The sequence below is a fragment of the Cupriavidus sp. GW821-FHT02F09 genome (genome assembly GCF_059421605.1).
The window spans coordinates 15,912-40,437 of record NZ_JBWKVH010000030.1; the positions used below are offsets into that span (position 1 = coordinate 15,912).

22 protein-coding genes are annotated in these 24,526 nt (G+C 65.9%); 14 read left to right on the forward strand and 8 right to left on the reverse strand.

The genetic code is table 11. The features are described from left to right. Positions 1-42: 42 nt before the first annotated feature. Positions 43-837 (forward strand): AraC family transcriptional regulator, encoded by a 795-nt coding sequence (locus tag AC07XB_RS26865; RefSeq protein WP_492372623.1) that lies wholly within the window; start codon positions 43-45, stop codon positions 835-837. A 9-nt stretch (positions 838-846) separates the two neighbouring features. On the opposite strand, the gene AC07XB_RS26870 is transcribed toward AC07XB_RS26865, so the two are convergent. From AC07XB_RS26870 to AC07XB_RS26880, 3 genes are all read right to left on the reverse strand, one after another. Further along, on the reverse strand, positions 847-2,124 hold the full coding sequence (locus AC07XB_RS26870) for a cobyrinic acid a,c-diamide synthase CobB (protein ID WP_492828964.1): 1,278 nt from the start codon (positions 2,122-2,124) through the stop codon (positions 847-849). 154 nt (positions 2,125-2,278) lie between these two features. After that, complete coding sequence (locus AC07XB_RS26875; RefSeq protein WP_492372608.1) at positions 2,279-2,980, reverse strand: response regulator; 702 nt, start codon at positions 2,978-2,980, stop codon at positions 2,279-2,281. Positions 2,981-3,384: 404 nt separating this feature from the next. After that, entirely contained in the window at positions 3,385-4,338 is a 954-nt protein-coding gene (locus tag AC07XB_RS26880; RefSeq protein WP_492372609.1) for a LysR substrate-binding domain-containing protein, read from the reverse strand. Between the two features lie 937 nt (positions 4,339-5,275). Between AC07XB_RS26880 and AC07XB_RS26885 the strand changes: the two genes are divergently transcribed. Both AC07XB_RS26885 and AC07XB_RS26890 read left to right on the forward strand, forming a co-directional pair. Then, positions 5,276-5,566 carry a transposase gene (locus tag AC07XB_RS26885; RefSeq protein ID WP_492372610.1) on the forward strand — a complete coding sequence of 97 codons (291 nt, stop codon included), beginning with the start codon at positions 5,276-5,278 and terminating at the stop codon, positions 5,564-5,566. A 145-nt stretch (positions 5,567-5,711) separates the two neighbouring features. Beyond that, positions 5,712-6,080 carry a hypothetical protein gene (locus AC07XB_RS26890; protein WP_254615495.1) on the forward strand — a complete coding sequence of 123 codons (369 nt, stop codon included), beginning with the start codon at positions 5,712-5,714 and terminating at the stop codon, positions 6,078-6,080. Positions 6,081-6,083: 3 nt separating this feature from the next. On the opposite strand, the gene AC07XB_RS26895 is transcribed toward AC07XB_RS26890, so the two are convergent. After that, on the reverse strand, positions 6,084-6,602 hold the full coding sequence (locus AC07XB_RS26895; protein WP_492809730.1) for a hypothetical protein: 519 nt from the start codon (positions 6,600-6,602) through the stop codon (positions 6,084-6,086). 135 nt (positions 6,603-6,737) lie between these two features. Continuing rightward, positions 6,738-7,565: a Crp/Fnr family transcriptional regulator gene (locus AC07XB_RS26900; RefSeq protein ID WP_492809732.1), complete on the reverse strand. Its 828-nt coding sequence runs from the start codon at positions 7,563-7,565 to the stop codon at positions 6,738-6,740. Between the two features lie 269 nt (positions 7,566-7,834). Between AC07XB_RS26900 and AC07XB_RS26905 the strand changes: the two genes are divergently transcribed. Beyond that, positions 7,835-9,007 carry an extracellular catalytic domain type 1 short-chain-length polyhydroxyalkanoate depolymerase gene (locus tag AC07XB_RS26905; protein ID WP_492372613.1) on the forward strand — a complete coding sequence of 391 codons (1,173 nt, stop codon included), beginning with the start codon at positions 7,835-7,837 and terminating at the stop codon, positions 9,005-9,007. A gap of 103 nt (positions 9,008-9,110) precedes the next feature. On the opposite strand, the gene AC07XB_RS26910 is transcribed toward AC07XB_RS26905, so the two are convergent. Beyond that, positions 9,111-10,421, reverse strand: coding sequence for an MFS transporter (locus AC07XB_RS26910; protein WP_492372614.1), 1,311 nt, complete (start codon positions 10,419-10,421; stop codon positions 9,111-9,113). Positions 10,422-10,825: 404 nt separating this feature from the next. On the opposite strand from AC07XB_RS26910, the gene AC07XB_RS26915 reads away from it, so the two are divergent. Continuing rightward, on the forward strand, positions 10,826-14,818 hold the full coding sequence (locus AC07XB_RS26915) for a DUF748 domain-containing protein (protein ID WP_492828944.1): 3,993 nt from the start codon (positions 10,826-10,828) through the stop codon (positions 14,816-14,818). A gap of 135 nt (positions 14,819-14,953) precedes the next feature. Next, positions 14,954-15,139 (forward strand): rubredoxin, encoded by a 186-nt coding sequence (locus AC07XB_RS26920; protein WP_043356767.1) that lies wholly within the window; start codon positions 14,954-14,956, stop codon positions 15,137-15,139. Positions 15,140-15,225: 86 nt separating this feature from the next. Here AC07XB_RS26920 and AC07XB_RS26925 read toward each other — a convergent pair whose 3' ends face one another. Further along, a complete protein-coding gene (locus tag AC07XB_RS26925; RefSeq protein ID WP_170301920.1) occupies positions 15,226-15,384 on the reverse strand; it encodes a hypothetical protein in 159 nt (52 codons plus the stop codon). A gap of 44 nt (positions 15,385-15,428) precedes the next feature. After that, positions 15,429-15,611, reverse strand: coding sequence for a hypothetical protein (locus tag AC07XB_RS26930; RefSeq protein ID WP_006163669.1), 183 nt, complete (start codon positions 15,609-15,611; stop codon positions 15,429-15,431). A gap of 311 nt (positions 15,612-15,922) precedes the next feature. On the opposite strand from AC07XB_RS26930, the gene AC07XB_RS26935 reads away from it, so the two are divergent. The 8 genes from AC07XB_RS26935 to AC07XB_RS26970 all read left to right on the forward strand — a co-directional run bounded on the left by AC07XB_RS26935 (position 15,923) and on the right by AC07XB_RS26970 (position 24,504). Continuing rightward, positions 15,923-16,699 (forward strand): FadR/GntR family transcriptional regulator, encoded by a 777-nt coding sequence (locus AC07XB_RS26935; RefSeq protein ID WP_492809737.1) that lies wholly within the window; start codon positions 15,923-15,925, stop codon positions 16,697-16,699. Next, positions 16,699-17,727, forward strand: a complete 1,029-nt coding sequence (locus AC07XB_RS26940) for an L-idonate 5-dehydrogenase (protein ID WP_416053361.1) — start codon at positions 16,699-16,701, stop codon at positions 17,725-17,727. The genes AC07XB_RS26935 and AC07XB_RS26940 overlap by 1 nt, the downstream gene beginning before the upstream one ends. A gap of 79 nt (positions 17,728-17,806) precedes the next feature. Next, positions 17,807-18,808 carry a sialic acid TRAP transporter substrate-binding protein SiaP gene (locus AC07XB_RS26945; RefSeq protein WP_492375903.1) on the forward strand — a complete coding sequence of 334 codons (1,002 nt, stop codon included), beginning with the start codon at positions 17,807-17,809 and terminating at the stop codon, positions 18,806-18,808. 91 nt (positions 18,809-18,899) lie between these two features. Then, positions 18,900-19,532: a TRAP transporter small permease gene (locus AC07XB_RS26950; protein WP_492375902.1), complete on the forward strand. Its 633-nt coding sequence runs from the start codon at positions 18,900-18,902 to the stop codon at positions 19,530-19,532. Between the two features lie 62 nt (positions 19,533-19,594). Beyond that, a complete protein-coding gene (locus AC07XB_RS26955) occupies positions 19,595-20,998 on the forward strand; it encodes a TRAP transporter large permease (protein ID WP_492828941.1) in 1,404 nt (467 codons plus the stop codon). Beyond that, a complete protein-coding gene (locus AC07XB_RS26960) occupies positions 20,995-22,101 on the forward strand; it encodes a mandelate racemase/muconate lactonizing enzyme family protein (protein WP_492375900.1) in 1,107 nt (368 codons plus the stop codon). Before AC07XB_RS26955 ends, AC07XB_RS26960 begins: the two co-directional genes overlap by 4 nt. 52 nt (positions 22,102-22,153) lie before the next feature. Next, positions 22,154-22,909, forward strand: a complete 756-nt coding sequence (locus tag AC07XB_RS26965) for an SDR family oxidoreductase (protein WP_492828939.1) — start codon at positions 22,154-22,156, stop codon at positions 22,907-22,909. Positions 22,910-22,956: 47 nt separating this feature from the next. Beyond that, the gene (locus AC07XB_RS26970) at positions 22,957-24,504 is read left to right on the forward strand and encodes a UxaA family hydrolase (protein ID WP_492828937.1); all 1,548 of its coding nucleotides are present in this window, start codon (positions 22,957-22,959) and stop codon (positions 24,502-24,504) included. The last annotated feature ends 22 nt before the right edge of the window (positions 24,505-24,526 follow it).

Below are 24,526 nucleotides of genomic sequence, written 5' to 3' on the forward strand. Positions count from 1 at the left end.
AATTCCGGACTCTGTGTAGCAACGGACCTAACAAGCATGGCTATGGCCGACAAGTGGCGTTTCCTGCCGATCCTGGATGTCGAAGGGATGGAGGGCCCCTTCTACCTGCGCTATGACGAGTTCGGCGCCGATACCCTGGCGGAGGCGCACAGCCATAGCTGGGGTCACCTCAACTACGCCGCGCACGGCTCGATGCAGATGGAAACCGTGGGCATGCGGCTGCTTTCCCCGCCGCAGTACGCGATATGGATTCCGCCAAAGGTGGTGCACAGCTGCACGTTGCGCCACGCGATCGTTTACCGCTCGATCTACATCGAGCCCGGCCTATGCGCGCAACTGCCGGCCGAGCCCTGCACGGTGCGCATCAGCCCGATCATCAAGAGCGTGCTGGCGGACTTTGCCGCGCGCGACCTGCATGTGCCACGCACGCCGGCCGATCTTCGGCTGGCGCATGTGGTGGTCGACCAGCTTGCCGTGGCGCCGGTGCAGCGCTGCTACCTCCCGGCGGCAACCACGCCCGCCTTGGCCGCCGTGCTGGAGGCGCTGCAGGCCGATCCTGGCGACCATCGCACGCTGGCCGAATGGGCCGCCAGCGTGCACATGACCGAACGCACCCTTGCGCGCCGTTGCCAGCACGAGCTGGCCATGTCGTTCGGCGACTGGCGCCAGCGCCTGCGTTTCCTGCGTGCTATCGATGCCCTGGAGGCGGGCCGCAGCGTGCAGGAGATCGCGTTCGAACTCGGCTACAGCACGGCATCCGCGTTTATCGCGATGTTCCAGCGCGAGGCTGGCGCCACGCCGGAGCAGTACCGGCGCGAGTTTTGTGGCATTGCGTGATGTTTGCGCTTACCGCGCGCCGCTGAACAGCGCCGCGATGGCCAACGGGTTGGACGGGAAATACAGATGCGTGTAGGACGCCATCAAGGCACCTTGCCGGAACACCGCCTCGCCCCGCGACCCGTCGCGCGGCACGGTGGCGTGGCAGTAGGGCGCCAGCGGGGTTTGCGCGCAGGAGTAATGGAAGGTGTGGCCGCGCAAGGTGCCTTCGGGCAGCGCCAGTTGTTGATGGCCGAGCGCGGCAAGGCGGCGTTGCATTGTCACCGTGCCAGGCAGCAGGCCCGCCACGGCGTGGCTATCCCCGGCCTTGTCGACCAGCGTCTCGAACAACGCCATCATGCCGCCGCATTCGGCGAGGATCGGCAGGCCGTTGGCATGGGCTTGGCGCAGGGCGGCCAGCATGCCTGTGTTGGCCGACAGGCGCGCGGCGTGCAGCTCGGGGTAGCCGCCGGGCAGCCAGAGCGCATCGCAGGCGGGCAAGGCAGCGTCGTCGAGCGGGGAGAAGAAGACCAGCCGGGCGCCGAGCGCCTGGAGCGTATCCAGGTTGGCAGGGTAGATAAAGCGGAACGCGGCGTCGCGGGCGATGGCGATGGTCTTGCCGGCCAGCAGCGGCGGCGGCACGGGCAGCGGCGGCGCCGCGGCGATCTCCACGGCTGCGGGCAGGGCGCCGATGGGTTGCCCGGCGAGGGCATCCGCGAGGCGGTCCAGCCGCGTGTTGAGGTCGGGCAGTTCATCGGCCGCCAGCAGGCCCAGGTGCCGCTCGGGCAGTGATGCCGCGTTGTCGCGCGCCAGCGCGCCGGCCCAGGCGATATGCGCCGGCAGGCTCTCTTGCAGCATGTCGGCATGCCGCGGGGAGGCCACCCCATTGGCAAGCACTTGCATGGAGGCCAGCGGCTGGCCGTAGCCAGCCAGGCCCAAGGCCAGCGCGCCGAACGTCTGCGCCATCGCGCCGGCCTGGATCACGCTAAGCACCGGCAGGCCGAAATGGCGTGCCAGGTCGGCGCTGCTGGGGGTGCCGTCGTGCAGGCCCATGACGCCCTCCACCAGGATCAGGTCGGCCTCGGCCGCTGCCTGGGCAAGGCGTGCCGCGGCGTCTTCGGCGCCGGTCATCCACAAGTCGAGCGAGTGGACCGGCGCGCCGCTGGCAGCCGCGAGAATGGAGGGATCGAGGTAGTCGGGGCCGCTTTTGAAGACGCGGACGGTGCGGCCGGCCCGGCGGTGCAGCCATGCCAGCGCGGCCGTCACGGTGGTCTTGCCCTGGCCCGAGGCCGGCGCCGCCACCAGCATGGCGGGCACGCGCAGGGGCCTTGCCGCATCGGATTGGGTGCCTGGAACGGCGGGCGCAGTGGTTGCGGCAAGGTTGGACATGGCGATGATGTTGGCTGACTAAGTAGCTAAGTGGCGGGGCTGGCGGAAAACAGCTGCCTGCGCGGCGCTGCGATTATAGCCAGTCGGACTGGCTGGCCGGCTGGCTCTCCTGAGGACGATCCGGGGTCGGCAGCACCAGACCCTGTTGCGCCGCGAAGTCGAACAGCTCGCGCTCATTGCTGGCCCCAAGCTTGCGCATGGCGCTGTTTTTCTGGCGGCTGATGGTCTTGACGCTGCGGCTCAGCTGCCCGGCAATCCCGGTGATCGAGTTGCCACTGAGGTAGAGCCGCATGACTTCAGACTCGCGTACCGACAGGCACAGGGCGCCGGCGCTGCCGGGTGCGTAGTGGGCGCCGGACTGATCCAGCACGCGCGCGGCGGAGTCGCCGATAAAGCGCAGCCCGCGTTCGACGCGGATGATGGCGGTGACCAGTTCGTCCAGCTGCGAGTCCTTGAGCAGGAGGCCATGGGCGCCTGTGTTCAGGATGGCGCGCAGAACCAGCGGGTTGGTGATCATGGTGAGCACCACCACGCCTAGCGCCGGAAAGTGCCGCCGCAGGCTGGCTAGCAGGCGGATGCCATCGCTCGCGTTGCTGCAGGGCATGTGGTAATCGGTGACGACGATATCGGGCCGGAATGCGCGCACGGCCTGCAGCAGCTCGGCGCAGCTGTGGACATCGGCGCAGACCTCCCAGCCGGTTTGGCTCCGCAACTGGCTCCTGACTGCGAGCGTAATGGCGGGATGGTCATCGGCAATCAAGATTTTCAAAGGCATGGCAATGCTCCTGAGCAAGCGCAGGCATGCACGGTGTCCGGGCCGCACATGCCTGGCGCGAGCTGGAAGGGCTTACGGCACGGATGCCGCGAACATGAAAAGCGAGTGCTTCGATTCGCGCTGGGCGGCGCTTGCCGCAAGTGGATCGCGCCCTTGAAAAAACGCGCCGCACGGCTTTTCGCCGGCGGCGCGAACAGCACAGGAACAAAGCACCTCCAGGCGCATGCTTTGCTCGGACGAACAAGAAGCAGGAGGTGCCCATGAAGCATAAGCGTTGGCTTCGACGTCAGGACTGAGACTATTCTCAATTTTGAGAGGAGGGCGCGGAAACCCTCACGGGCCGGCGGGCGTGGCTAGCCGCGAGGCGACACGCCGCGGCGCGGCGTGCTTCAGTGGCAGCAGGGTCAGGCTGCGTAGGCAGCGGTGCGCGTCTCGAGTGACTGGTGACGGCGCTCGATCGCGCTGACGGGATCTCGCAGCACGGTGCTGCCGATCTCCATGATGCCGCGCAGCGCATTGCCGGCGCGGACCGGCGCCCAGAAATGCAGGGCTGCCCATTCCGGGAAACTGCTGGGCGGCGCCAACAGGCGTGTTTTGTGTTTGCGTGTCACTAGCGGCACGTTGAAGTCCAGCAGCGGACAGATGCCGCCCGCGGCAAGCAGCAGCGCAACTTGCGTGTGCCAGGATGGCACTACGGTTTCCCGGTAGGCGGGATCGTGCGCGAGCCGGTTCAGGAAACCCTGCAGCGGGCTGCCGGGCTCGGTGTCTTCCTGCAGCAATATCCACTCGTGCCGTCCATCCGCATCCTCAACGCCGCCTGGCCGCACCACGCTGACCAGGCGGCGCGGCGTGGCCATGATGTTGTGCAGCGCTATGTCCTCTGGCACAAAGTGGCTATCGACCACGAAGGCGCAGTCCAGTTCGCCGCTGCCAAGCTGGGTGGCCAGCGCGGCGTCGGCAAAGACTGGCCGCGTCATGAAGCGGTCATCGGGGAACTGCTCGCACATGGCCGTGAGGATCTCGGTGATGACCGGATCGCCGATCGACGGCGAAAACCCGATCGAGATACGGCGGTGCGGGCTTGCCTCCTCGGCGACGGGGGCGAGCGGGCGTACCAGGTGCGCCCATTTTGACAAGATCTGGCGGGCGGTCTGCTCCAGCCGCAAGGCATGCGCGGTAGGTTCCAGCGTGCCATTGCGCTTGATGAAAAGGGGGTCGCCGGTGATTTCGCGCAGGCGCGCGAGGCTGTAGGCAATGGTCGGAACCCGGCCTTGCGTGCAGGCGGCGACGGCGCTCAGGTCACGATATTCCATCAACAAAACAAAAACGTGCAAGAGCTTGGTGCTGACATGCCGCATGGTGACTTCTCCCGATTCGAAACTTGTTTTTGTTTTCTTCTCTGTCTCTCCGCAGGTGCGCCAAGGCCCCAAGGCCATGCCGCACCTGCCGTGCCGGGTAGTTGGCGTATCTGGTCCATTGCCGTGCCAGGCCGTCAACGCAGGGCCTCTCGCAGTGCCATTGCATCCGCAAGACATGACGGTTTTCAAAATCTCCCGGCTTACTTGGGAAATGACGACGCAGTGCTGCTTGCATGTGGCCCGGCATCTAGAAGCAACGCCGAAAAAACGACCAGCCGACCGGCTACGCGTTGCGCTTATCGTCGCCAGTCTGCGCCGGGGCGCGAGGCCCGGTTGCTGGAGATCGAAATTTAGTTAATGCCAGACAAGATTAATACAGAACTTTGAAACTTGCCAGTAGTCTTCTGGAAGTCATTTCATAAAACCAAGTCAAAAAGTGCTGTTTGTCATGACATAAAGACATTAAAAATATTTATGCCATTCGATTCATAACTTTGTGTGATTTGGTGCTTTGTGCGGCGCAAAGTCGGCTTTTTTTTCGCGTATCAGGATTTCTTTGCGGTTGTGTGACAGTAAAAAGAGAATCAGAGAATAGGGAAGTGGACTATCAAATTTTGGCAATTCGATCTAGTTTTTTATGATTTTTTCCAGGTTGGCATGTGATGGCGCTAGATTTCAACATTGTTTTTATCGATAAATTAAAATGTTGAGTTGTTTTTTTGGTCATGGATGATATGCTCGCGGGTTTGCTTGCGTTGCCGTAGGTTGCCGGTCAGACGGGGGCCGCCTCGCGGCGGGTTGCCTCTCCAATTTGCTTAACTCGCGGCTTGAACACACTGAATTGCCTTTTGCGGTGCGGGTGGTAACTTTGCGGCAGGGGTAGAAATGGTCAAGCTCGGGCATTGGCACGAGCGGCCTTTGCTAGCGGAGGCAGTCAGTGAACAGACGTTTCTCGGAGGAACAGATCCGCGGCTACCTGGCGGAAGCCGGTACCGGCGTGCCGGTGCGCGAGCTATGCGCGCGCTATGGTTTTAGCGATGCTTCATTCTATGGATGGCGCATCAAGTACGGCCAGGGCGCTGGCAGCGAAGCGCGCGACAGCCGCAAGTTGCGAGACCTGCAGGAGGAAAACACCCGCCTCAAGAGTATGCTTGCTGATGCGCTGCTCAAGCTTGAGCAACTGCGCAATCGCACTGGTCGGGCCGGCAACGGTAAGGAACGAAGCTAAGTCTGGTTCGTGCCTGCATTGCCGGCGGCTGCCGCCACCTGAGGAGGGACATCGGAAACAGCGGTTTTTCGGTATCAGCCGGCAGGGCGACCCCTGGAACATCGTCATGGGAGGCGCAATGCGTCCCCGCTGTGGAGAACTGAACATGAAACGGGCTTCGATCATCATGGCTGCCGCTCTGGGCTTGGGGCTGCTTGCGGGCCAGGCTGCCACTGCCGCCGAGTTGGAAGTGCCCGCGCCGATGGTCGCGCCGCCGCCGCCGCGGCTCTTGCTGGATACCGCCACCGACAATGTCGGGCCGGCGGCGGACGGCACCCTCACGCCATCCCAGCGCACCCGTTGCCAGGGCTTGCTCGACAAGATCAATGCACTGCCCGCGGGAGCGCAATGGACCACCGGCAAAGCCACGGTGACCAGCGCGGATGGCAGCACCCATCCCAATATCGAGCGGCAAGCGGAGCGCAAGAAGCTCGATGAGGCGTATCGCCAGGAATGCGCGCAAGAAAGAAAATAGTCTCTATTTCGGGCCGCAACGGTCTGGCGTAATCGTGACTTCTCCCAGCGGCCGGTTGCCGATTCCCGCGTAACGATAGTTCAGCGTGACGCCCAACTGGCCCAGCACCGGCACGTCCGGGTTGCGGCAGATACCGCGCTCGAGCACGGGGCGGGCGCTCGCCATGAATGCCACAGTACCCTCTCGGGTCGCATCCACGCCAACCAGGCTGAGGCGGAACTGCACGCGCTTGCCGGGCGAGACGCTGCATCCCTCCAGCCGCGTGGCTGCGTCCAGCGTGAATGGCCCGGCGCGAGTCAGTTCCTGGCAAGCCCTGTTGAGTTCCGCGTCTGAACTGGCCACACCGCCGGTAAGGCGTGTTACGCCACTCATGCCGGTGCTCCTGCCATCTACCGTGCCCAGCAGCAGTCTCGCCAGCGTCGATAGCGAAGCCGGCGCGGCGGCCGCCGGCGCCAGTCCGGTCATCATCAGGAAGCCAAGCGGCGCCAGGCCCGCGCGCACGGCGAAAGGAAAGTCCCGCATAGAGATACAGGTACCGGAAGCGATGTCGGGCGCCAGCGGCATGGCCGCAGGGGGATTTCCCTGGGGGCTACCCCGCACACGGCGGCATAGTCTGAACATAGCCGCGTTTGCACGGCCTTGCTGTCAGCTTCCGTCCTACGCTACCGAGGTGCCCGCGGCGTGGATGCCTTTGGCCGAGTCTAGCCGGGCCTGGCCCGGAGCGGAGATGGACGGGCTATCCGTTGCAGGTCGGGGCGGGCGCAGCGGTACCCGCTCGGGGTCTTCGTAGACGGAGCACAGCCCCGCCGGATCGACGATGCGCAGTTGCCGCTGCCGCACGGTGATCAGCCCGACCGTGGCAAAACGCGCCAACAGGCGGGATACGGTTTCGAGCGTCAGTCCCAGGTAGCTGGCAATATCGTTGCGCGACATCGGCAGGGTCAGCGCCGCTCCAGCATTGCCCCGGCGGCGTTGCTCGCCAGCGAGGTCGAGCAGCAGCATAGCCAGCCGCTGGGCGGCTTTCATCGATCCGATCGCGACCAGCAGCGTTCGCTCGCGCTCGGCATTGCGGCGCAACGTGCTGAGCATTGTCTCGCGGTACTCGGCGCTGAGCAGGTGTGCGCGTGCCGTCTCCACCGGCACCACGCAACAGTGCGTGTCCTGCATGGCCACCGCGCTGGTGCAATGGGCCTGGCCATCGAGATCCTCCAGCCCGAGCACTTCGCCGGAATGCGCGAAGGCGGTCACCTGGCGCCAGCCAAGCGGGGACTCGAACACGGATTTGGCGCTGCCGTTGCGCACGGGAAACATGGCCAGTACGGGCCGGCCCTGGCGGTGCACCGTTTCTCCGGCGCGCCAGAGCATGCTGGCCGGGGCCAGGCTGCGCTGCCGCTGATCGTTTGCAGCTGACGCTTCCGCGTTGCGGCAGATTGGCTGGAACAAGCACAGCGAGCAGCTTGGAAACGCTGCGTCGGGCGTGGTCATGACATTCTCCGTTTGCCTGCGATGCACGCAAACGCAGTATAACCGCGTGCCTTTTGCCGCTATCTCTTAGTGATCTGCATTCTTTCGTCGGCTGAATTCAGCGTTTTGGTAATTGTTGGCACACACGGAAGTGCATCTGCTGGCACATGCTGGATTAGATGAAAGAATCTAATGTCTTGCTTTCATAACATGTGATGGAAAAGCGACAGCAAGCGCTGGGTTGTCGTGTGCTATGCTGCATCGCAACAATATCGATAGCAGGAGTCTTCATGACCAAAAGCCTTTCGGCGGACTGGCATGCGCAGCTCCGGCAGATCAGCCGGGCGCAACCCCAGTCCGCGCACCATCTCAAAACGTGGTTCAACCGTATCGCTACCCTTAATCCCGCAGCGCCCCGTCTTCGGGCGCGTTCGCCGGCGCCGCTGCCTTTGCCGCCGCGCCACCCCTTGCCCGGAGAATGGGCTCCCCACCACCACCGCCTCGCGCCGCTGCCTGGCGAGCTGGTGCCTCGCTTGCCCTATTGGCTATACGTGCCTTCCGGCGCGCCCAAGCGGCCTATGCCGCTGGTGGTGATGCTGCATGGTTGCCGGCAGACGCCGGAAGATCTGGCGGCGGGCACGCGGATGAACGCGCTTGCCGAGCGCGAAGGCTTCATGGTGGCCTATCCCCAGCAGCCCCTGCGGCGCCAGATGCAGCGCTGCTGGCAGTGGTTCGACCTGGGTGCCACCGAAGGCGGCCGCGAGGCGCAGGCGCTGGCAGTATTGATCGATGCGTTGGCGGCCAGGCGGGACGTCCGTGCCGACCAGGTGTATCTGGCGGGCTTGTCCGCGGGCGCCAGCATGGCGGCGGTAGTGGCCTTGCGCTATCCCGAGAAGATTGCCGCCGTGGGCCTGCATTCCGGGGTCGTGATCGGTGCGGGCCATACGGCCAGCGACGGCTTGCGTGCCATGCAGCACGGCACACAAGCCGACCCGGCGATGTTGCTGGATGCCGCCGGCGTGACGCCGGGCGGACCGAAGATGCCGGCCATCGTGCTGCACGGCATGGACGACGGGGCGGTGCATCCCATCAACGCCCGCTTGCTTGCGCGCCAGTTCCTTGCGTACAACGGCATGAACGACCGGGTCGAGGAGCGGATGAACGGTGCCGCGGTGCGGCACCTCGCCGGCGCGGAGCAGGAAGCCGCCGCGGCGGCCGATGCAGATGCCGGTGTGGCGCAGGCTGACGGCGCAAACGGCCAGCCGGCCAGTGCCCTGCTGCCGGCCGGGGACTACCTGGAAGCCAGCTTTGGCACCTGGAACCGCGAACTGGTCGAGCTATGCGAGGTTGCCGGCCTCGATCACGCCTGGAGCGGCGGCGATGGCGACTACCCTTACCATGCGCCGATTGGCCCCGATGCCAGCGCGTTGATGTGGGAGTTTTTCAAGCAGCATCGCCGCTAGCGCTGGCCAGCGCATGTGCGTAAAAAAGGAGGGCGCGGATGCGGCCCTCCTTTTTTCATGGCCGGCGTGTGGCTTGACGCAGGCGCAGTAGTCGCCATCAAGTTCAGGCGAGCGAGCGGTCCTTGACGAACAGCGCCGTCACCATGCCCAGCAGGCACAGCGCCACCACGTAGTAGGCGGGGGCCAGCGGATCGTTCTTGAGCATCAGCGTTACGATCATCGGGGTCAGCCCGCCGAAGATCGCGTACGACAGGTTGTACGAGAACGACAGCCCGGAAAACCGTACCTGGGCCGGGAACGCCTTGACCAGCACATACGGCACCGCGCCGATGGTGCCCACGAAGAAGCCGGCTACCGCGTACAGCGGGACCAGCAGGTCCGGGCGTGTGTGCAGGGTGCTGTAGAACACGTACGAGCTGATCGCCAGCAGCAGGCCGCCAACGAACAGGGTGACCCGCGGGCCAACCTTGTCGGCCATCAGACCGGCCACCACGCAGCCGACCGTCAGGCACAGCGTGGCTACGCTATTGGCTACCAGCGCGGTGCGCGCATCGAAGCCATAGATCTTCTGCAGGAAGGTGGGCGTCATCAGGATCACCACCACGATGCCCGCGGACAGCATCCACGTCAGCAGCATCGATACCGCCACCGCGCCGCGGTGATCACGCACCACCGTCTTGAGCGGCATCTCCGCGGCCAGCGCCTTGCGCTTTTGCAGCTCGGCGAAGACCGGGGTTTCATGCAGCCAGCGGCGCAGGTACATGGAGCCGATGCCGAACACACCGCCCAGCAGGAAAGGCATGCGCCAGCCCCAGTCGACAAGCTCGGCCGGGGTGAAGATGGTATTGACGCCGGTGGCCACCAGGGAACCCAGCAGGATGCCAGCCGTCAGGCCTGCGGTCAGCGTGCCGCAGGCATAGCCGGTGCGGCGCGCGGGCACGTGCTCGGAGACGAACACCCAGGCGCCGGGCACTTCACCGCCAACCGCCGCGCCCTGCAGCACGCGCAGCAGCAGCAGCGCCACGGGCGCCAGCAGGCCGATCGCATGGTAGGTTGGCAGCAGGCCCATCAGCAGCGTCGGCACCGACATCAGCAGGATGGAAAGCGTGAACATCTTCTTGCGGCCAAGCAGGTCGCCGAAGTGGGCCATGATGATGCCGCCCAGCGGGCGAGCCAGGTAGCCGGCGGCAAAGATGCCGAAGGTCTGCAGCTGGCGCAGCCAGTCCGGCACCGACGGCGGGAAGAACAGTTGCCCGATGACGGTGGCGAAGAAGACAAAGATGATGAAGTCGTAGAACTCGAGCGCCCCCCCGAGGGCGGCAAGGGCAAGCGTCTTGTAATCCTGTCCGGTCAGCGGGCGCGCTTGCTGGCTGTGCGCGCTATCTGCTCCGGCAGTACTGCTGATGGTAGACATGAGGAGACTCGCATGGAAATGGTTCGCATGCGAAGCGCGCAACACGGTTGACGTGGAGGGTTCTGGCCGGAGGGTACAGCGCGGGAGAAGCAGGCACTAAGTGGCGGATAAGCCGCTGGCATGCGACAAGACGCTTCGCAAAAGCGTGACGATACCAGATCGGCGTTGAACCGGCTCCAGCCGGCGCGCTTGAATTCCTTTTGGGATCGTCCTGAAATCCCTTTTTAAATCCCTTTGAATGCCTTTGCTTTGCCCCTAAGCGTTGCGATAATGTCGTTAAAAAGTGAAATCCGGGCCACAAAGTGGCCGATCCGTCTGGCGACACCGTGTGGAATGCTTGCTCCATCATGCTCTCCAACGGGTTAGCGGACGCGGGTAGTTGGGGTCGAATCTTCTGGGATCACATGGCAATCAAGTTCTCCATGCAGGCAGCAACTGCAACGCCACGTCGCAGGGCCGGACTGCGGGTAGCCGGCGGCATTGTGGCCGCGCTGGCGGTGTTTGGCCTGGCCGGGTATTTTGGCGGGCCACCGCTGATCAAATCGTTCGCAGCCAAACAGGCCAGCGAAGCGCTGGGGCGCAAGGTCACGTTCGGGGGCGCCGAGGTGCATCCGTTCTCGCTGGCCGTCGACGTTTCCGACATGACTATCTACGAGCCCGATGGCACCACGCCCATGCTGACCGTGGGCGAAGCCAAGATCGATGGCGCCATCGCGTCACTGTGGCACTTCGCCCCGGTGGTGGATGCGGTGCATATCGACCGGCCCGCGCTGCATCTTGCGCGCGACGCCAACGGCCGCATGAACTACGCCGACATCGTGGAGCGCTTCGCGGCCAAGCCGCCCGCGCCAAAATCCGAGCCGGCGCGCTTCTCGGTCAACAATATCGCGCTGACCGGCGGCAGCCTGGTGTTCGACGACAAGCTGCTCAAGCAGACGCAGCGCGTGGACAACCTGACCATCACGCTGCCGTTCCTGTCCAACCTGCCGCATGACGTGGAGATCGTCACCCGGCCCACGCTGAGCGCGAACATCAACGGATCCGCGCTGGCGCTGGACGGCACCATGCTGCCGTTCGCGGCATCGCGTGAGACCCACCTCAATATCAACCTCGACGCCCTGGAGTTGGCGCGCTACATGCCGTTCGCGCCGAAGCTCAAGGATGCGGATATCAAGGGCGGGCTGCTGGATTCACGGCTGACGCTGGGCTTTATCCAGGACAAGGACAAGCAGGACGTCTTCCTGGCAGGCACCGCGGCGCTGCGCGACGCCGATATCCGCAAGCATGATGGATCGCCCCTGGTGAAGGCCGGGCGGGTAGCAGTGGACATCGCGCGCATTGAACCGCTGGGGCGGATGGCCCACCTGCGCAGCCTCTCCGTGGAGGGCCTGGCCGTGCAGGCAGTGCGGCGCGCCGATGGCTCGCTCGACCTGGCCGACGCGTTCCTGCCGGAAGCCTCCGAGGTAGAAAAACCGGCCCACCCGCCGGCTGCAGCCGCATCGACAGCCACAGCGGCACCCGCATCCGCGCCGGCCGTAGCCAAGGCGGGCCAGGCGTCCGCACCTGTCGTTGCCAAGGCTGGCCCGGCATCGGCACCCGCCGCCGCCGGCATAGCGCCGGTGCCCGAAAAGCCCTGGCGCTATGCGATAGACCAGATCACCGTCAAAGAGGCCCGCCTGGGCCTGCGCGACGACTCGGCGCCTTCCGGGCCCGGCACGCTCGCGCTCGGGCCGCTTGACGCCGACGTGGCCGGTCTTTCCGGCGACAGCGACAAGCCGGCCAAGGTGCAGGCCAAGCTGGCGATCGGCGAAGGCCAGACGCTCAACCATGAGGGTGAGCTGTCCCTGCGTGGCGGCACCATGGACGGCACGCTGCAAGCCAGCGGCTTGAAGCCCCAAGGGTTTGCCGCGTGGTGGCCGGCGGAGCTCCAGACCCGGCTTGGCGACACTGCCATCAATGCCGAACTGCATTACAAGATGGCGTGGGGCGGCCCCGCTTTTGCCTTTTCGCTGGAAAAGTCCCGCGTCGAACTGGCGCCGCTCTACCTGACCACCCGGGAGCCGGTGACGGTGGCGCAAATAGCAGCCGCCACGACTGGCGCAAGCCAACCTGCCGCCGCCGATAGCGAGCGCCGGCGCGACGCGCGCCGCGCGCGTGCCCGCGACGACAGCGATACCGCCAACCTGCCGCTGATGCTCGCCGAGCGCGTGGCGCTGGAGGACATCGCGTTCGATCTTGGCGCGCATTCCTTCCAGGCCGGCCAGTTGGTAGTCGCCAAGCCGCAGATCGCCATCACGCGTGACTTGCGCGGCGAATTGCTCGAAAGCGCGCGCCTGTGGGCTGGGCAATCCAGGCAGAAGTCCGCCCAACGCAGCACCGCCGTCCAGGCCAAGGCTGTCCAGCCCGAGAGCGCGGCTGCCGCCAAGCTATTGCCCTGGAAGGCACAGCTCGGCAAGTTCACGCTCGATGGGGGCAGCCTGCGCGTGACCGACTATGCGCCCGCGGCCGCCAACCGCGACCGCCCCGTGATCCATCAATTCCGCAATATCAGCCTCGGCACGGGCGCGCTCAACTGGCCGATGGCGGCCGGGGCCATCCCGGTGAAGCTCAAGGCCGACGTGGGCCGGCGCGGCGCGATGGCACTCGACGGCACCGTGCTGCCTGCCGGACCCGCGGCGCAACTGCAGGTCGACTTCCGAGAGCTGGACCTCGCGCCGCTGCAGCCCTACCTGGCCGACCGCTTCAACGCCGCGTTGCGTGGCGGCACCGCTACCGTCAAGGGCCGCCTCGGCGTGGAGGCGCCCGCCGGCAAGCCAATCGCCGCGCGCTTCACCGGCAATGCGCTGCTCGGCAATGTGCGCAGCGTCGACCGGGTGACCGGTGACGACTTCCTGCGCTGGCGCTCGCTTGCAGTAAACGGCATCGATTTCGCCATGGATGAGGCCAAGGGGCCGATGAAGGTCGGCGTGGCCGGTGTCGCGCTGTCGGATTTCTACGCGCGGGTGATCCTGAATGCCAACGGCCGCCTGAACCTGCAGGATGTGATGGCCGGCGGCGCTGCCAAGGGCGAGGCCGCGCCCAGCACCAGCCTGACGCAAGCCAATCCCGCATCGGCGAGCGCCGCCAGCGCACCGGCCCCGGTGCCCGCGCCTGTGGCTTCCGCCGCGGCCAAGCCGCAGATCCGGATTGGCGGCGTGACGGTGGAGAAAGGCAACATCAATTTCTCGGATTTCTTTGTCAAGCCGAATTACTCCGCCAACCTGACCGACATGAAGGGATCGGTCTCCAAGGTGTCCTCGACGGAGCCGGCGCCCGCCGATCTCACGCTGGCAGGCCGCATCGACGATGATGCGCCGGTCACGATCGACGGCAAGCTCAATCCGCTGGCCGACACGCTCTACCTCGATATCGCCGCCAAGGCCGCAGGCGTGGAGCTGACCCGGCTGACCCCGTACGCGGCCAAATACGCCGGCTACCCGATCACCAAGGGCAAGCTCACAGTCGATGTGGCGTACAAGATCGAGAACGGCAAGCTGGACGCGCGCAATCACCTCTACCTGGACCAGCTCACCTTTGGCGACAAGGTCGACAGCCCTAGCGCGACCAAGCTGCCGGTGCTGCTGGCGGTCTCGCTGCTGAAGGACCGCAATGGCGTGATCGACATCAACCTGCCGGTGTCGGGCTCCTTGTCGGACCCGGAGTTCAGCATCGGTGGCGTGATCGTGCGGGTGATCGTCAACCTGCTGGCCAAGGCCATTACCTCGCCATTCTCGTTGATTGCCTCTGCCTTTGGCGGTGGCGACGAACTGGGCTACGTGGAATTTGCGCCCGGCACCTCCACGCTCACGCCGGCGGCCACGCAGAAGATCGCGACACTGGGCAAGGCCCTGGCCGACCGCCCGGCGCTGCGCCTGGAGATCAGCGGCCGCATCGATCCCGCCACCGATACCGCCGGCGCCAAGCGCGCCTGGCTGGACGCGCGCGTGGCCGAGCAAAAGTCGCGCGAGATGCGCGCCAGCGCGAAGGCGGGCGCCGTGGCCGAAGAGAACGAAGAGGGCGAGCAAGGCGCCAAGGTGACGGTGTCGCCGCAGGAGTACCCGAAGTACCTGGAAGCGGTCTACAAGCGCGCCTCCTTCAAGAAGCCGCGCAATGTGATCGGGCTGGCGAAATCCCTGCCCACCAAGGAGATGGAGACGCTGCTGCTGGAGAATGCGCCGGTGACCGATGTGGAACTCCGGCAATTGGCCGAGCAGCGGGCGCTGGCGGTCAAGCAGGCGCTGGAGCGCGATGCCAAGGTGCCGGAAAGCCGCCTGTTCCTGACCGCCTCGAAGCTCAACGCCGATGGCATCAAGGACAAAGGCGCACCCAACCGGGTCGACTTCACCATTCGGCAGTAAATCGCCGGCAAACCTAGCCTTGCCCGCGCAGGGGGTGGCGTTGCCGTCCCCTGCGCCCTGCCGCTCGGCCCAATCGGCGGGGTACGTGCAAAAAACGCTGTATCATTTCGCCCGGAATCGATACAGGAGTGCGTTTTGCAGCAGGAAGCCGTTGTTTACAAGACTTGGGTTTGCTTGATTTGCGGATGGGTCTACGACGAAGAGCAGGGCTGGCCGGACGATGGCATCGCCCCGGGCACGCGCTGGGACGACATTCCGGAAGACTGGCGTTGCCCTGAATGCGACGTGGGCAAGGGCGAATTCGCGATGATCGAGATCTGATCGGCCGGGCCGGCAAACGCAGCCAGGCAAACGATCAGCTACCGGGCGCTCCCGGCCCGGATTACGAATACATCACAGAAGGCGGCTTAGTGCCGCTGCATTTGCCGGCAGATGCCGGCGCGCTTGCGCTGCTCGGCGCAGCGCCGATAGCGCATGCGGTAGGGGTGGCTACAGCGCCAGATCGCCGTGGCCACGGTGACCAGCAGGAACGCCGCCATCAAGACAGCCAACAGGCTCAGTGTCATAGCGGCCCCCTTTTTCACAAGCAAGCCGGGAACGCTCGAAGCGTTCAGATAAGCAACGGAAGCGCCTCCAGCAAGGCCACCGCCAGCAGAGCCCCGAAGATCGCACCCGCCGCGCGGCAACTGATGCGCAAGGCCCGGGCTGTGAAGGGGATCCCGCCGAAGGCAATCATGCCAACCAGCGCCATCGGAATCAGGAACACAAGATCATGTGACGTGAAGTGCAGCATTGCCGTCTCCTGTCTCTCTGCTTGTGCTTCCAGTATAGAAAGTGTCGCAGGGAGGCCAAGGACGATGACATTGGGGTTGTCCCGTAAGCTGCATTTTGTCGGGACGCGTGCGCAAGCCGCCTCGCTACATCCTTTGCTGCACCCGCCACCCATGCCGTGTTGGCCGCTGGCGCGGACGCCAGGGCAACCACCGGCGCCGGCCTGCTGCAGCGCTGCATAAATTCCCCTTGTAGCGCGCGTAAAAACTTCCTAAAAATTGGTCAGGCCACTTTACCTCCTGGCCCAAATCATTTTCGGAATCGCGCGCCGACATGCCCCTGCAGCAGATCGAACCCCGCCGCCTTTACCGCCAGATTGCCGACCAGTTGCGCCGGTTGATCGAGAACGGGGAGTTTCCCGTGGGCGCGCGCCTGCCGCCGGAGCGAGACCTTGCGGTGCAACTGGGCGTGTCGCGGCCATCGGTGCGCGAAGCACTGATTGCGCTGGAGGTGGAGGGGCTGGTGGAGGTGCGGATGGGCTCGGGCATCTACGCCTGTCCGCCGGAACGTGCGCGCGCTGCCAGCGTGATGGCCGAGCCGCCGCTGGATGTGATCCGCGCGCGACAGACCATCGAGGGCGAGATGGCGGCCAACGCCGCGCGGCATGCCACGCCGGCATTGCTGGACGCGCTGGAAGAATCGATTGCCATCATGCAGGAGGAGGCCGGCGCCGGACAGATTCCGGTCAAAGGCGATCGCCTGTTCCATTTGCGGATTACCGAAGTCTCGGGCAATGCCGTGCTGCAGCGCCTGGTGGCCGAGCTGTTCGACGAGCGTCATAACCCGCTCTTTGCCCGCTTCGGCAGCCACTTCGAGAACGCATCCAGCTGGCACGCGGCCATTGCCGAGCACCGCGCCGTGGTGGCCGCCATCGCCTCGGGCTCGGCGGATGCCGCGCGCGACGCCATGTGCCTGCACCTGGAAGCCTCGCACAGCCGCTTCTACGCGGCGTGGCCCGCAGGCGCGCCAATCGAGCCCACCGAGCCAACCGAGCCAACCGAGCCAACCCCAACGCGGCGCAAGCCGCGCAAGCTTGCCGAGGAGTCATGATGTCCCTGGTCTGCCACATCCATGCGAGCGAAGACCTGCGTTTCACGCAAGTGGAGCCTGCCGCTCCCGGGCCGTTCGAGGTCGAGGTGCGCCTTGGTGCGGCCGGTATCTGCGGCTCGGACCTGCACTACTACTTCCACGGCAAGGTCGGCGCCTTCGTGATCCGCGAGCCGCTGACGCCGGGCCACGAAGCGGCCGGCATCGTCTCCCGCGTTGGCAGCGCGGTCACGCGCGTCGCGCCGGGCAACAAGGTGGCGATCAATCCCTCGCATGCGTGCGGGCAATGCGACTACTGCCGGGCCGGGCGCGACAACCTTTGCCGGAACATGCGTTTTCTCGGCAGCGCCAGCATCTATCCGCACGTGCAAGGCATGTTCCGCGAGCACTTCCTGATGCACGAGCGCCAGCTGACGCCGGTGGACAGCGATATCTCGCTGGGTGAGCTGGCGTTTGCCGAGCCGCTCTCGGTGGCGCTGCATGGCGTGAACCGCGCCGGCGAGCTGCTGGGCAAGACCGTGCTGGTCACTGGCGGCGGCACCATCGGCAGCCTGGCGGTGATGGCCGCGCGCCTAGCCGGCGCCGCGCATATCATCGCCTGCGATATCGCGGACCGCCCGCTCGAAGTGGCGTTGCGGGTTGGCGCCGACCAGGTGATCCGCACCGACCGGGAGCCACCGCAGGCGCTGCAGGACCTCGCCGATGTCTGCCTGGAAGCTGCCGGCAGCGGCGCGGCGCTGGACACCTGCCTGCTGGCCGCGCGGCGTGGCGCCCGCATCGTTCAGATCGGCACGTTGCCGGCCGAGGGGCTGCACTTTCCGGCCAACAACATCATGGCGCGCGAGCTGGAGTATGTCGGCGCGTTCCGCTTCGGGCGCGAGTTCGACTGGGCCGTGCGCTACCTTACGCAAGGCCGCCTCGACGTGCGCCCGCTGCTGTCGGCGCAGCTGCCGCTGGCGCAGGCCGTGGAGGCATTCGCGCTGGCTGCCGACAAGACGCGCAGCACCAAGGTACAGCTCACCGCCGCATAGATCCATCCACGCAGCACCTGACTGCCGCAAGCGCATCCGCAAGACAGCGCAAGGCCCACCACACCGAAGGAGACGAAGCATGAAGCCATTTTCCCTGCGCCTGCCGTCAACGTTGCTGCCGGCCGCACTTGTGCTGGCAACCTGCGTGGCCAGCCTAGCCTGCGGCAGCGCGCTGGCCCAGACCAAGCTCAAGTGGGCGCACGTGTACGAGACCTCGGAACCGTTTCACAAGTGGTCGGTGTGGGCCGCCGATGAGATCAAGAAGCGCAGCAACGGCAGGTACCAGATCGATGTGTTTCCCGCCTCCCAGCTCGGCAAGGAGAACGACATCAACCAGGGCCTGGCGATGGGCTCGGTCGATATCATCATCTCGGGCTCCAGCTTTGCCGCCAAGTCGTTCCCGCGCATCGGCGTGACTTACTACCCTTACACCTTCCGCGACGCCAACCACCTGCTGGCCTATACCAAGAGCGATATCTACAAGGAACTCACGCGCGGCTACGAGGAGAAATCGGGCAACCATATCGTCGCCACGACTTACTACGGGACACGCCAGTCCACCTCCAACAAGCCCTTCTCGCACTGTGCCGAGATGAAGGGCCTGAAGATGCGCGTGCCCGATGTGCCAGCCTACCTTGCCATGCCGCGCGCCTGCGGCGTGAATACCTCGCCGATTGCCTTTGCCGAGGTGTACCTGGCACTGCAGAACGGCACCGTGGAGGCGCAGGAGAACCCGCTGCCCACCATCGAAGCCAAGAAATTCTACGAGGTGCAGAAGTACATCGTGCTCACGGGCCATATCGTCGACCACCTCAACACGGTGATCTCGGGAGGGCTGTGGAAGAAGCTCTCCGAGGCCGACCGCAAGATGTTCAGCGACGTGGCGCAGGAAGCTGCCATGCGCGCCACCGCCGACGTGGTGGCGCGGGAGAAGGAGCTGGTAGCGGTATTCAAGCAAAAGGGCCTGACGGTCACCGACATCAATGTGCCGGAGTACCGCGACGCGGTGCTGAAGAACGTGAGCTTTGAATCGCAGGGTTATCGCAAGGCCGACTGGGACAAGATCCAGGCCGTGCAGTGACCCCGGCGGCAGGCGCGGCGGGCTTGCAGGCGCCCGATGGCAGATCACAGACCACAGATCAGGCAGATCGCAGTCTTTGCGGAGCAACACCATGGAAATGCGTTCCCGACTTGCCGACGACCTGCCCGCGCAGGCCGTTGCCGGCGAGACCTCAGGCGGTGCGCCGCAACTGGCCACCGTCGCGGAGCTGGCGCACAGCTTCGAGGAGGCGGACAACAAGCAGGTGGACCTTGCCGGCTACGCCGCCGAGGACTGGTTCACGCTGGGGCTGTTCTGGCTCATGACCGTGCTGGTCTTCCTGCAGTTCTTCACCCGCTACGTGATGAACGACTCGCTGGCCTGGACCGAGGAGCTGGCCACCTACTGCCTGATCGGCGTGGTGTTCATCGGCGCGGCCATGTGCGTGCGCAAGAGCCGGCATATCCAGGTGGACCTGATCTACCGCTACCTGCCGCATGCGCCGGCACGCGCGCTGTCCACGCTGGTGGACATTGTGCGCACTGCCTTTCTTGGCTATGCCGGCTGGCTGGTCTGGCGCTACATCCTGGTGGTGGGCGACGAGCCGATGACCACCATCGAGTGGAACAAGAGCTGGATCTACTACTTGGTGCTGGCCGGATTCGTCCTGATGTGCCTGCGCTCCTGCCAGGTGAGCTGGCTGAACTGGACGCAGGGTTTTTCCATCCTGGAGCGCCCCGAAGCGTTCGAGGCCAGCGACGACTGACGACGACTGACAACGACAGACAACGACCGACGACCGACGACCAACCCGGAGCGCGCGCCGCCATGTGGATCCTGATTGTTTCCTTCCTGCTGCTGATGCTGGTGGGCCTGCCAGTCGCCATTGCGATGGCGGTGGCTTCGCTGCTGTATATCTGGACCTCCGGCACAGTGCCGGACGTGATCCTGGCGCAGCGCATGATTGCCGGCGTGGAGAGCTTTCCGCTCCTGGCCGTGCCCTTCTTCATCCTCGCCGGCAACCTGATGAACGTGGCCGGTATCACCGGGCGCATCTATAACTTCGCCGTGGCGCTGGTGGGCTGGATGCGCGGCGGGCTGGGCCACGTCAACATCATCGGCTCGGTGATCTTCTCCGGCATGTCGGGCACCGCCATTGCCGATGCGGCGGGCCTGGGCACCATCGAGATCAAGGCCATGCAGGACCACGGCTACGAGACCGAGTTCGCGGTTGGCGTGACGGCGGCCTCGGCCACGCTCGGGCCGATCATCCCGCCGTCGCTGCCGTTCGTGATCTACGGCATGATGGCCAATGTGTCGATCGGCTCGCTGTTCCTGGCCGGCATCGTGCCGGGCCTGGTGCTGACCTTGTTCATGATGGGCACGGTGGCGTGGTTTGCCCACCGCCGCGGCTGGGGCAGCGATACGGCGTTCTCCTGGAAGCTGCTGGGCAACGCCAGCATCGAGATCGCGGTGGTGCTGGCCTTTCCGCTGGCGATCTGGCTGATGACGCGCTTTGGCGTGTCCACCAACGTGGCCGCGCTGATCGCGCTGGTGGTGCTGCTGGCGCTGGACTGGTACTTCGACTTTTCCGCGGTGATGGCGCTGATGGCGCCGGTGATCCTGATTGGCGGCATGACGCTGGGCTGGTTCACGCCCACCGAGGCCGCGGTGGCGGCGGTGATCTGGGCGCTGTTCCTCGGGCTGGTGCGCTACCGCTCCATGACGCTGCGCTCGCTGGCCAAGGCCACGCTCGACACCATCGAGACCACCGCATCGGTGCTGTTCATCGTCACCGCGGCATCGATCTTCGCCTGGCTGCTCACCACCAGCCAGGCCGCGCAGATGCTGTCCGACGCCATCCTTGGCTTCACCCACAACAAATGGGTGTTCCTGCTGCTGGCCAACGTGCTGATCCTGATCGTGGGCTGCTTTATCGACACCACGGCGGCGATCACCATCCTGGTCCCGATCCTGCTGCCCATCGTGCTCAAGCTCGGCATCGACCCGATCCACTTCGGGCTGGTGATGACGCTCAACCTGATGATCGGCCTGCTGCATCCGCCGCTGGGGATGGTGCTGTTCGTGCTGGCGCGGGTGGCCAAGCTGTCGGTGGAGCGCACTACCGTGGCCATCCTGCCGTGGCTGGCGCCGTTGTTCCTGACGCTGATCGCCATCACCTATTTCCCGGCGATCACGCTGTGGCTGCCGAACCTGGTGGGCAGCAAATGAGCGCCACCATCGTCCAGGTCGAACTGCTGCAGGTGGACCTGCCGCCGCGCGTGCCGCGCTCCGACGCCATCCAGTCCTTCGTCACGCAGGAAACGCCCATGGTGCGCATCCGCTGCGATGATGGCGCCGAGGGCACGGGCTACGCCTATACCATCGGCACCGGCGGCTCATCGGTGATGGCGCTGCTGCGCGATCACCTGGCGCCGCGCTTGATCGGGCGCGATCCCGCCCAGATCGAGGCGATCTGGCGCGAGCTGCTGTTTGCCACGCACGCCACCTCGGTCGGCGCCATCACCAGCCTGGCGCTGGCCGCCATCGATACCGCGCTGTGGGACTGGCGCTGCCGGCGCGACGGCCAGCCCCTGTGGCTTGCCGCCGGCGGGGCGCAACCGCGCGTGCCGGTCTACACCACCGAAGGCGGCTGGCTGCACTTGGATGCCGATACGCTGGTGAGCGAGGCCGTGGCGGCGCGCGAGGCGGGTTTTCGCGGCGCCAAGCTGAAGGTGGGCCGTGCGCGGGCGAGCGAGGATGTGGCGCGCCTCGCGGCGGTGCGTGCCGCGGTAGGTGACGGCTTCGAGCTGATGGTGGATGCCAACCAGTGCTTCACCGCCGCCGAGGCCATCCGGCGCGCGCCTCGCTACGCCGAGCTGGGCATCGCGTGGTTCGAGGAGCCGCTGCCGGCCGACGATATCGGCGGGCACGTGCGGCTGGCCGCATCCACCTCGGTGCCCATCGCGGTGGGCGAGTCGTTGTACTCGCCTGGCCAGTTTGCCGAGTACGTGCGGCAGGGCGCCTGCGGGATCGTGCAGGCCGATGTGGCGCGCATTGGCGGCATCACGCCCTGGCTTAAGGTGGCGCACCTGGCCGAGGCCCACAACCTGCCGATTTGCCCGCACTTCCTGATGGAGCTGCATGTGTCGCTATGCGCTGCGGTGCCCAACGCGGCCTGGGTGGAGTACATCCCGCAGCTCGACGAGATTGCCGCCAGCAGCGTGCGCATCGAGGCTGGCTACGCCATTGCCCCGGACGCGCCGGGCCTTGGCATCGAATGGGACTGGGCCGCGATCGGGCGCCGCACGGTGGCGCGCACGCTGGTTTCCTGATGATTTCACCGGCTACGCAAACGTGGCCGGGACCGCTCATGGAGAACGACTGATGACGCAACGACTCGCTGGCAAGCTGGCCCTCGTCACCGCGGCCGGGCAGGGCATTGGCCGCGCCACCGCCGAAGCCTATCTGCGTGAAGGCGCGCGCGTGATCGCCGCCGATATCAACGAGCGCCTGCTCGAGGCGCTGGCCGGCCAGTCCGGCTGCACCACGCTGCGGCTGGACGTGACGGACGGCGCCGCGGTGCAGGCCGCGGCGAAGCAGGCTGGCGCGCTCGATATCCTGTTCAACGGCGCGGGCTTCGTGCACCACGGCACCATCCTGGAATGCGACGAAGCGGCTTTCGATTTCTCGATGAACCTGAACGTGCGCGCCATGTACAGCATGATGCGCGCCTTCCTGCCCGCCATGGTGGCGCAGCGCCGCGGCTCGATCGTCAACATGGCGTCGGTGGCGGGCAGCATCAAGGGCGCGCCCAACCGCTTCGTCTACGGCGCCACCAAGGCGGCGGTGATCGGCATGACCAAGTCGGTGGCGGCGGACTACATCGGCCATGGCATCCGCTGCAATGCGATCTGCCCTGGCACGGTGGAGTCGCCCTCGCTGCGCCAGCGCATCGCGGACCAGGCGCGTGATGGCGGCAAGAGCCTGGCCGAGGTGGAAGCCGCCTTTGTCGCCCGCCAGCCAATGGGGCGCATCGGCAGCGCCGCGGAGATCGCCGCGCTGGCGGTGTATCTCGGCTCGGACGAATCGGCATTCACCACCGGCACGGCGCAGGTGATCGACGGTGGCTGGTCCAACTGAGGCGGCACATCCTGCTCGTCCCTCTCAGCCATCCGCCCGGAGCCAGCATGCCAGCCGATAACATCCTCAATGTCATCCGCATACACCCCGCCGACGACATCGTCATCGCCTGCCGCCAATTGGTGCCGGGCACCGTCATCGCCGCCGAGGGCGTGACCGTCGCCAGCCTGGTGCCGCCCGGACACAAGCTGGCGGTGCGCGCCATCGCCGCGGGCGCGCCGGTGCGGCGCTACAACCAGATCATCGGTTTTGCGCGCCAGCCGATCGCGCCGGGCCAGCACGTGCATACGCATAACCTGGCCATGGGCGAGTTCGCACGCGAATACGCTGCCGGCGCCGATGCGCGCGCCACCGAGTACGTTGATGCACCTGCCTGCTTCGACGGCATCAAACGGGCCGACGGCAGCGTGGCCACCCGCAACTACATTGGCATCCTCACCTCGGTGAACTGCTCCGCAACGGTGGCGCGCGCCATTGCCGATCATTTCCGGCGCGAGCTTCGCCCCGAGGCACTGGGCGCGTTTCCCAATGTGGACGGCGTGGTGGCGCTCACGCATGGCGCGGGCTGCGCCACCGATAGCGAGGGCGAGAACCTGCGCGTATTGCGCCGCACGCTGGCGGGCTACGCGCGCCACCCGAACTTTGCCGCGGTGCTGGTGGTGGGGCTGGGCTGCGAGGCCAACCAGATCGATGGCCTACTGGCCGAGGCGCATCTCGCTGGCATGGCCGGCGGCCCGCGCCTGCATGCGTTCAACATCCAGGACAGCGGCGGCACGGCCGGCGCGGTGGCGCGCGGCGTGGCCATCGTGCTGGACCTGCTTGCCGATGCCAATCGCGTGCACCGGCAAGCCGTGCCAGCGAGCCACATCACGGTGGGCCTGCAATGCGGCGGCTCGGATGGCTACTCCGGGCTGACTGCCAACCCGGCGCTGGGCGCGGCCGTGGATCTGCTGGTGCGCCACGGCGGCGGCGCCATTTTGTCCGAGACGCCCGAGATCTACGGCGCCGAGCATCTGCTGACGCGCCGCGCGGCGTCGCCAGCGGTGGCCGCGCGCCTGCTGGCGCGGATCCGCTGGTGGGAGGACTACTGCGCGCGCAACCACGGCAGCATGGACAACAATCCCTCGGCTGGCAACAAGGCCGGCGGGCTCACCACCATCCTGGAGAAGTCGCTAGGCGCGGTGGCCAAGAGCGGCACCACCAACCTGGTGGAGGTCTACGAATTCGCGCAGCCGGTGCGCGCGCGCGGCCTGGTCTTCATGGACACGCCTGGCTACGACCCGGTCTCGGCCACCGGCCAGGTGGCGGGCGGCGCCAACCTGATCTGCTTCACCACGGGGCGCGGCTCGGCCTACGGCTGCGCGCCATCGCCCTCGCTCAAGCTGGCGACCAATAACGCGCTGTGGCAAAGGCAGGCCGACGATATCGACATCAACTGCGGCGACATCGTCGATGGCGGCGCCAGCATCGCGCAAAAGGGCGAGCAGATTTTCCGGCTGATGCTGGAGACCGCATCGGGGCGAAAGACCAAAAGCGAGCTGCACGGCTACGGGCAGAACGAGTTCGTGCCGTGGTCGCTGGGCGCGGTCATGTAAGCGCGAGCAGGCACCGGGAACC

Coding starts and splice junctions, on each gene's coding strand:
- AC07XB_RS26865 (WP_492372623.1), top strand. CDS start 43: ATGGCCGACAAGTGGCGTTTCCTGCCGATCCTGGATGTCGAAGGGATG.
- AC07XB_RS26870 (WP_492828964.1), bottom strand. CDS start 2,124: ATGCTGGTGGCGGCGCCGGCCTCGGGCCAGGGCAAGACCACCGTGACG.
- AC07XB_RS26875 (WP_492372608.1), bottom strand. CDS start 2,980: ATGCCTTTGAAAATCTTGATTGCCGATGACCATCCCGCCATTACGCTC.
- AC07XB_RS26880 (WP_492372609.1), bottom strand. CDS start 4,338: ATGCGGCATGTCAGCACCAAGCTCTTGCACGTTTTTGTTTTGTTGATG.
- AC07XB_RS26890 (WP_254615495.1), top strand. CDS start 5,712: ATGAAACGGGCTTCGATCATCATGGCTGCCGCTCTGGGCTTGGGGCTG.
- AC07XB_RS26895 (WP_492809730.1), bottom strand. CDS start 6,602: ATGCGGGACTTTCCTTTCGCCGTGCGCGCGGGCCTGGCGCCGCTTGGC.
- AC07XB_RS26900 (WP_492809732.1), bottom strand. CDS start 7,565: ATGACCACGCCCGACGCAGCGTTTCCAAGCTGCTCGCTGTGCTTGTTC.
- AC07XB_RS26905 (WP_492372613.1), top strand. CDS start 7,835: ATGACCAAAAGCCTTTCGGCGGACTGGCATGCGCAGCTCCGGCAGATC.
- AC07XB_RS26910 (WP_492372614.1), bottom strand. CDS start 10,421: ATGTCTACCATCAGCAGTACTGCCGGAGCAGATAGCGCGCACAGCCAG.
- AC07XB_RS26915 (WP_492828944.1), top strand. CDS start 10,826: ATGGCAATCAAGTTCTCCATGCAGGCAGCAACTGCAACGCCACGTCGC.
- AC07XB_RS26925 (WP_170301920.1), bottom strand. CDS start 15,384: ATGACACTGAGCCTGTTGGCTGTCTTGATGGCGGCGTTCCTGCTGGTC.
- AC07XB_RS26930 (WP_006163669.1), bottom strand. CDS start 15,611: ATGCTGCACTTCACGTCACATGATCTTGTGTTCCTGATTCCGATGGCG.
- AC07XB_RS26935 (WP_492809737.1), top strand. CDS start 15,923: ATGCCCCTGCAGCAGATCGAACCCCGCCGCCTTTACCGCCAGATTGCC.
- AC07XB_RS26940 (WP_416053361.1), top strand. CDS start 16,699: ATGTCCCTGGTCTGCCACATCCATGCGAGCGAAGACCTGCGTTTCACG.
- AC07XB_RS26945 (WP_492375903.1), top strand. CDS start 17,807: ATGAAGCCATTTTCCCTGCGCCTGCCGTCAACGTTGCTGCCGGCCGCA.
- AC07XB_RS26950 (WP_492375902.1), top strand. CDS start 18,900: ATGGAAATGCGTTCCCGACTTGCCGACGACCTGCCCGCGCAGGCCGTT.
- AC07XB_RS26955 (WP_492828941.1), top strand. CDS start 19,595: ATGTGGATCCTGATTGTTTCCTTCCTGCTGCTGATGCTGGTGGGCCTG.
- AC07XB_RS26960 (WP_492375900.1), top strand. CDS start 20,995: ATGAGCGCCACCATCGTCCAGGTCGAACTGCTGCAGGTGGACCTGCCG.
- AC07XB_RS26965 (WP_492828939.1), top strand. CDS start 22,154: ATGACGCAACGACTCGCTGGCAAGCTGGCCCTCGTCACCGCGGCCGGG.
- AC07XB_RS26970 (WP_492828937.1), top strand. CDS start 22,957: ATGCCAGCCGATAACATCCTCAATGTCATCCGCATACACCCCGCCGAC.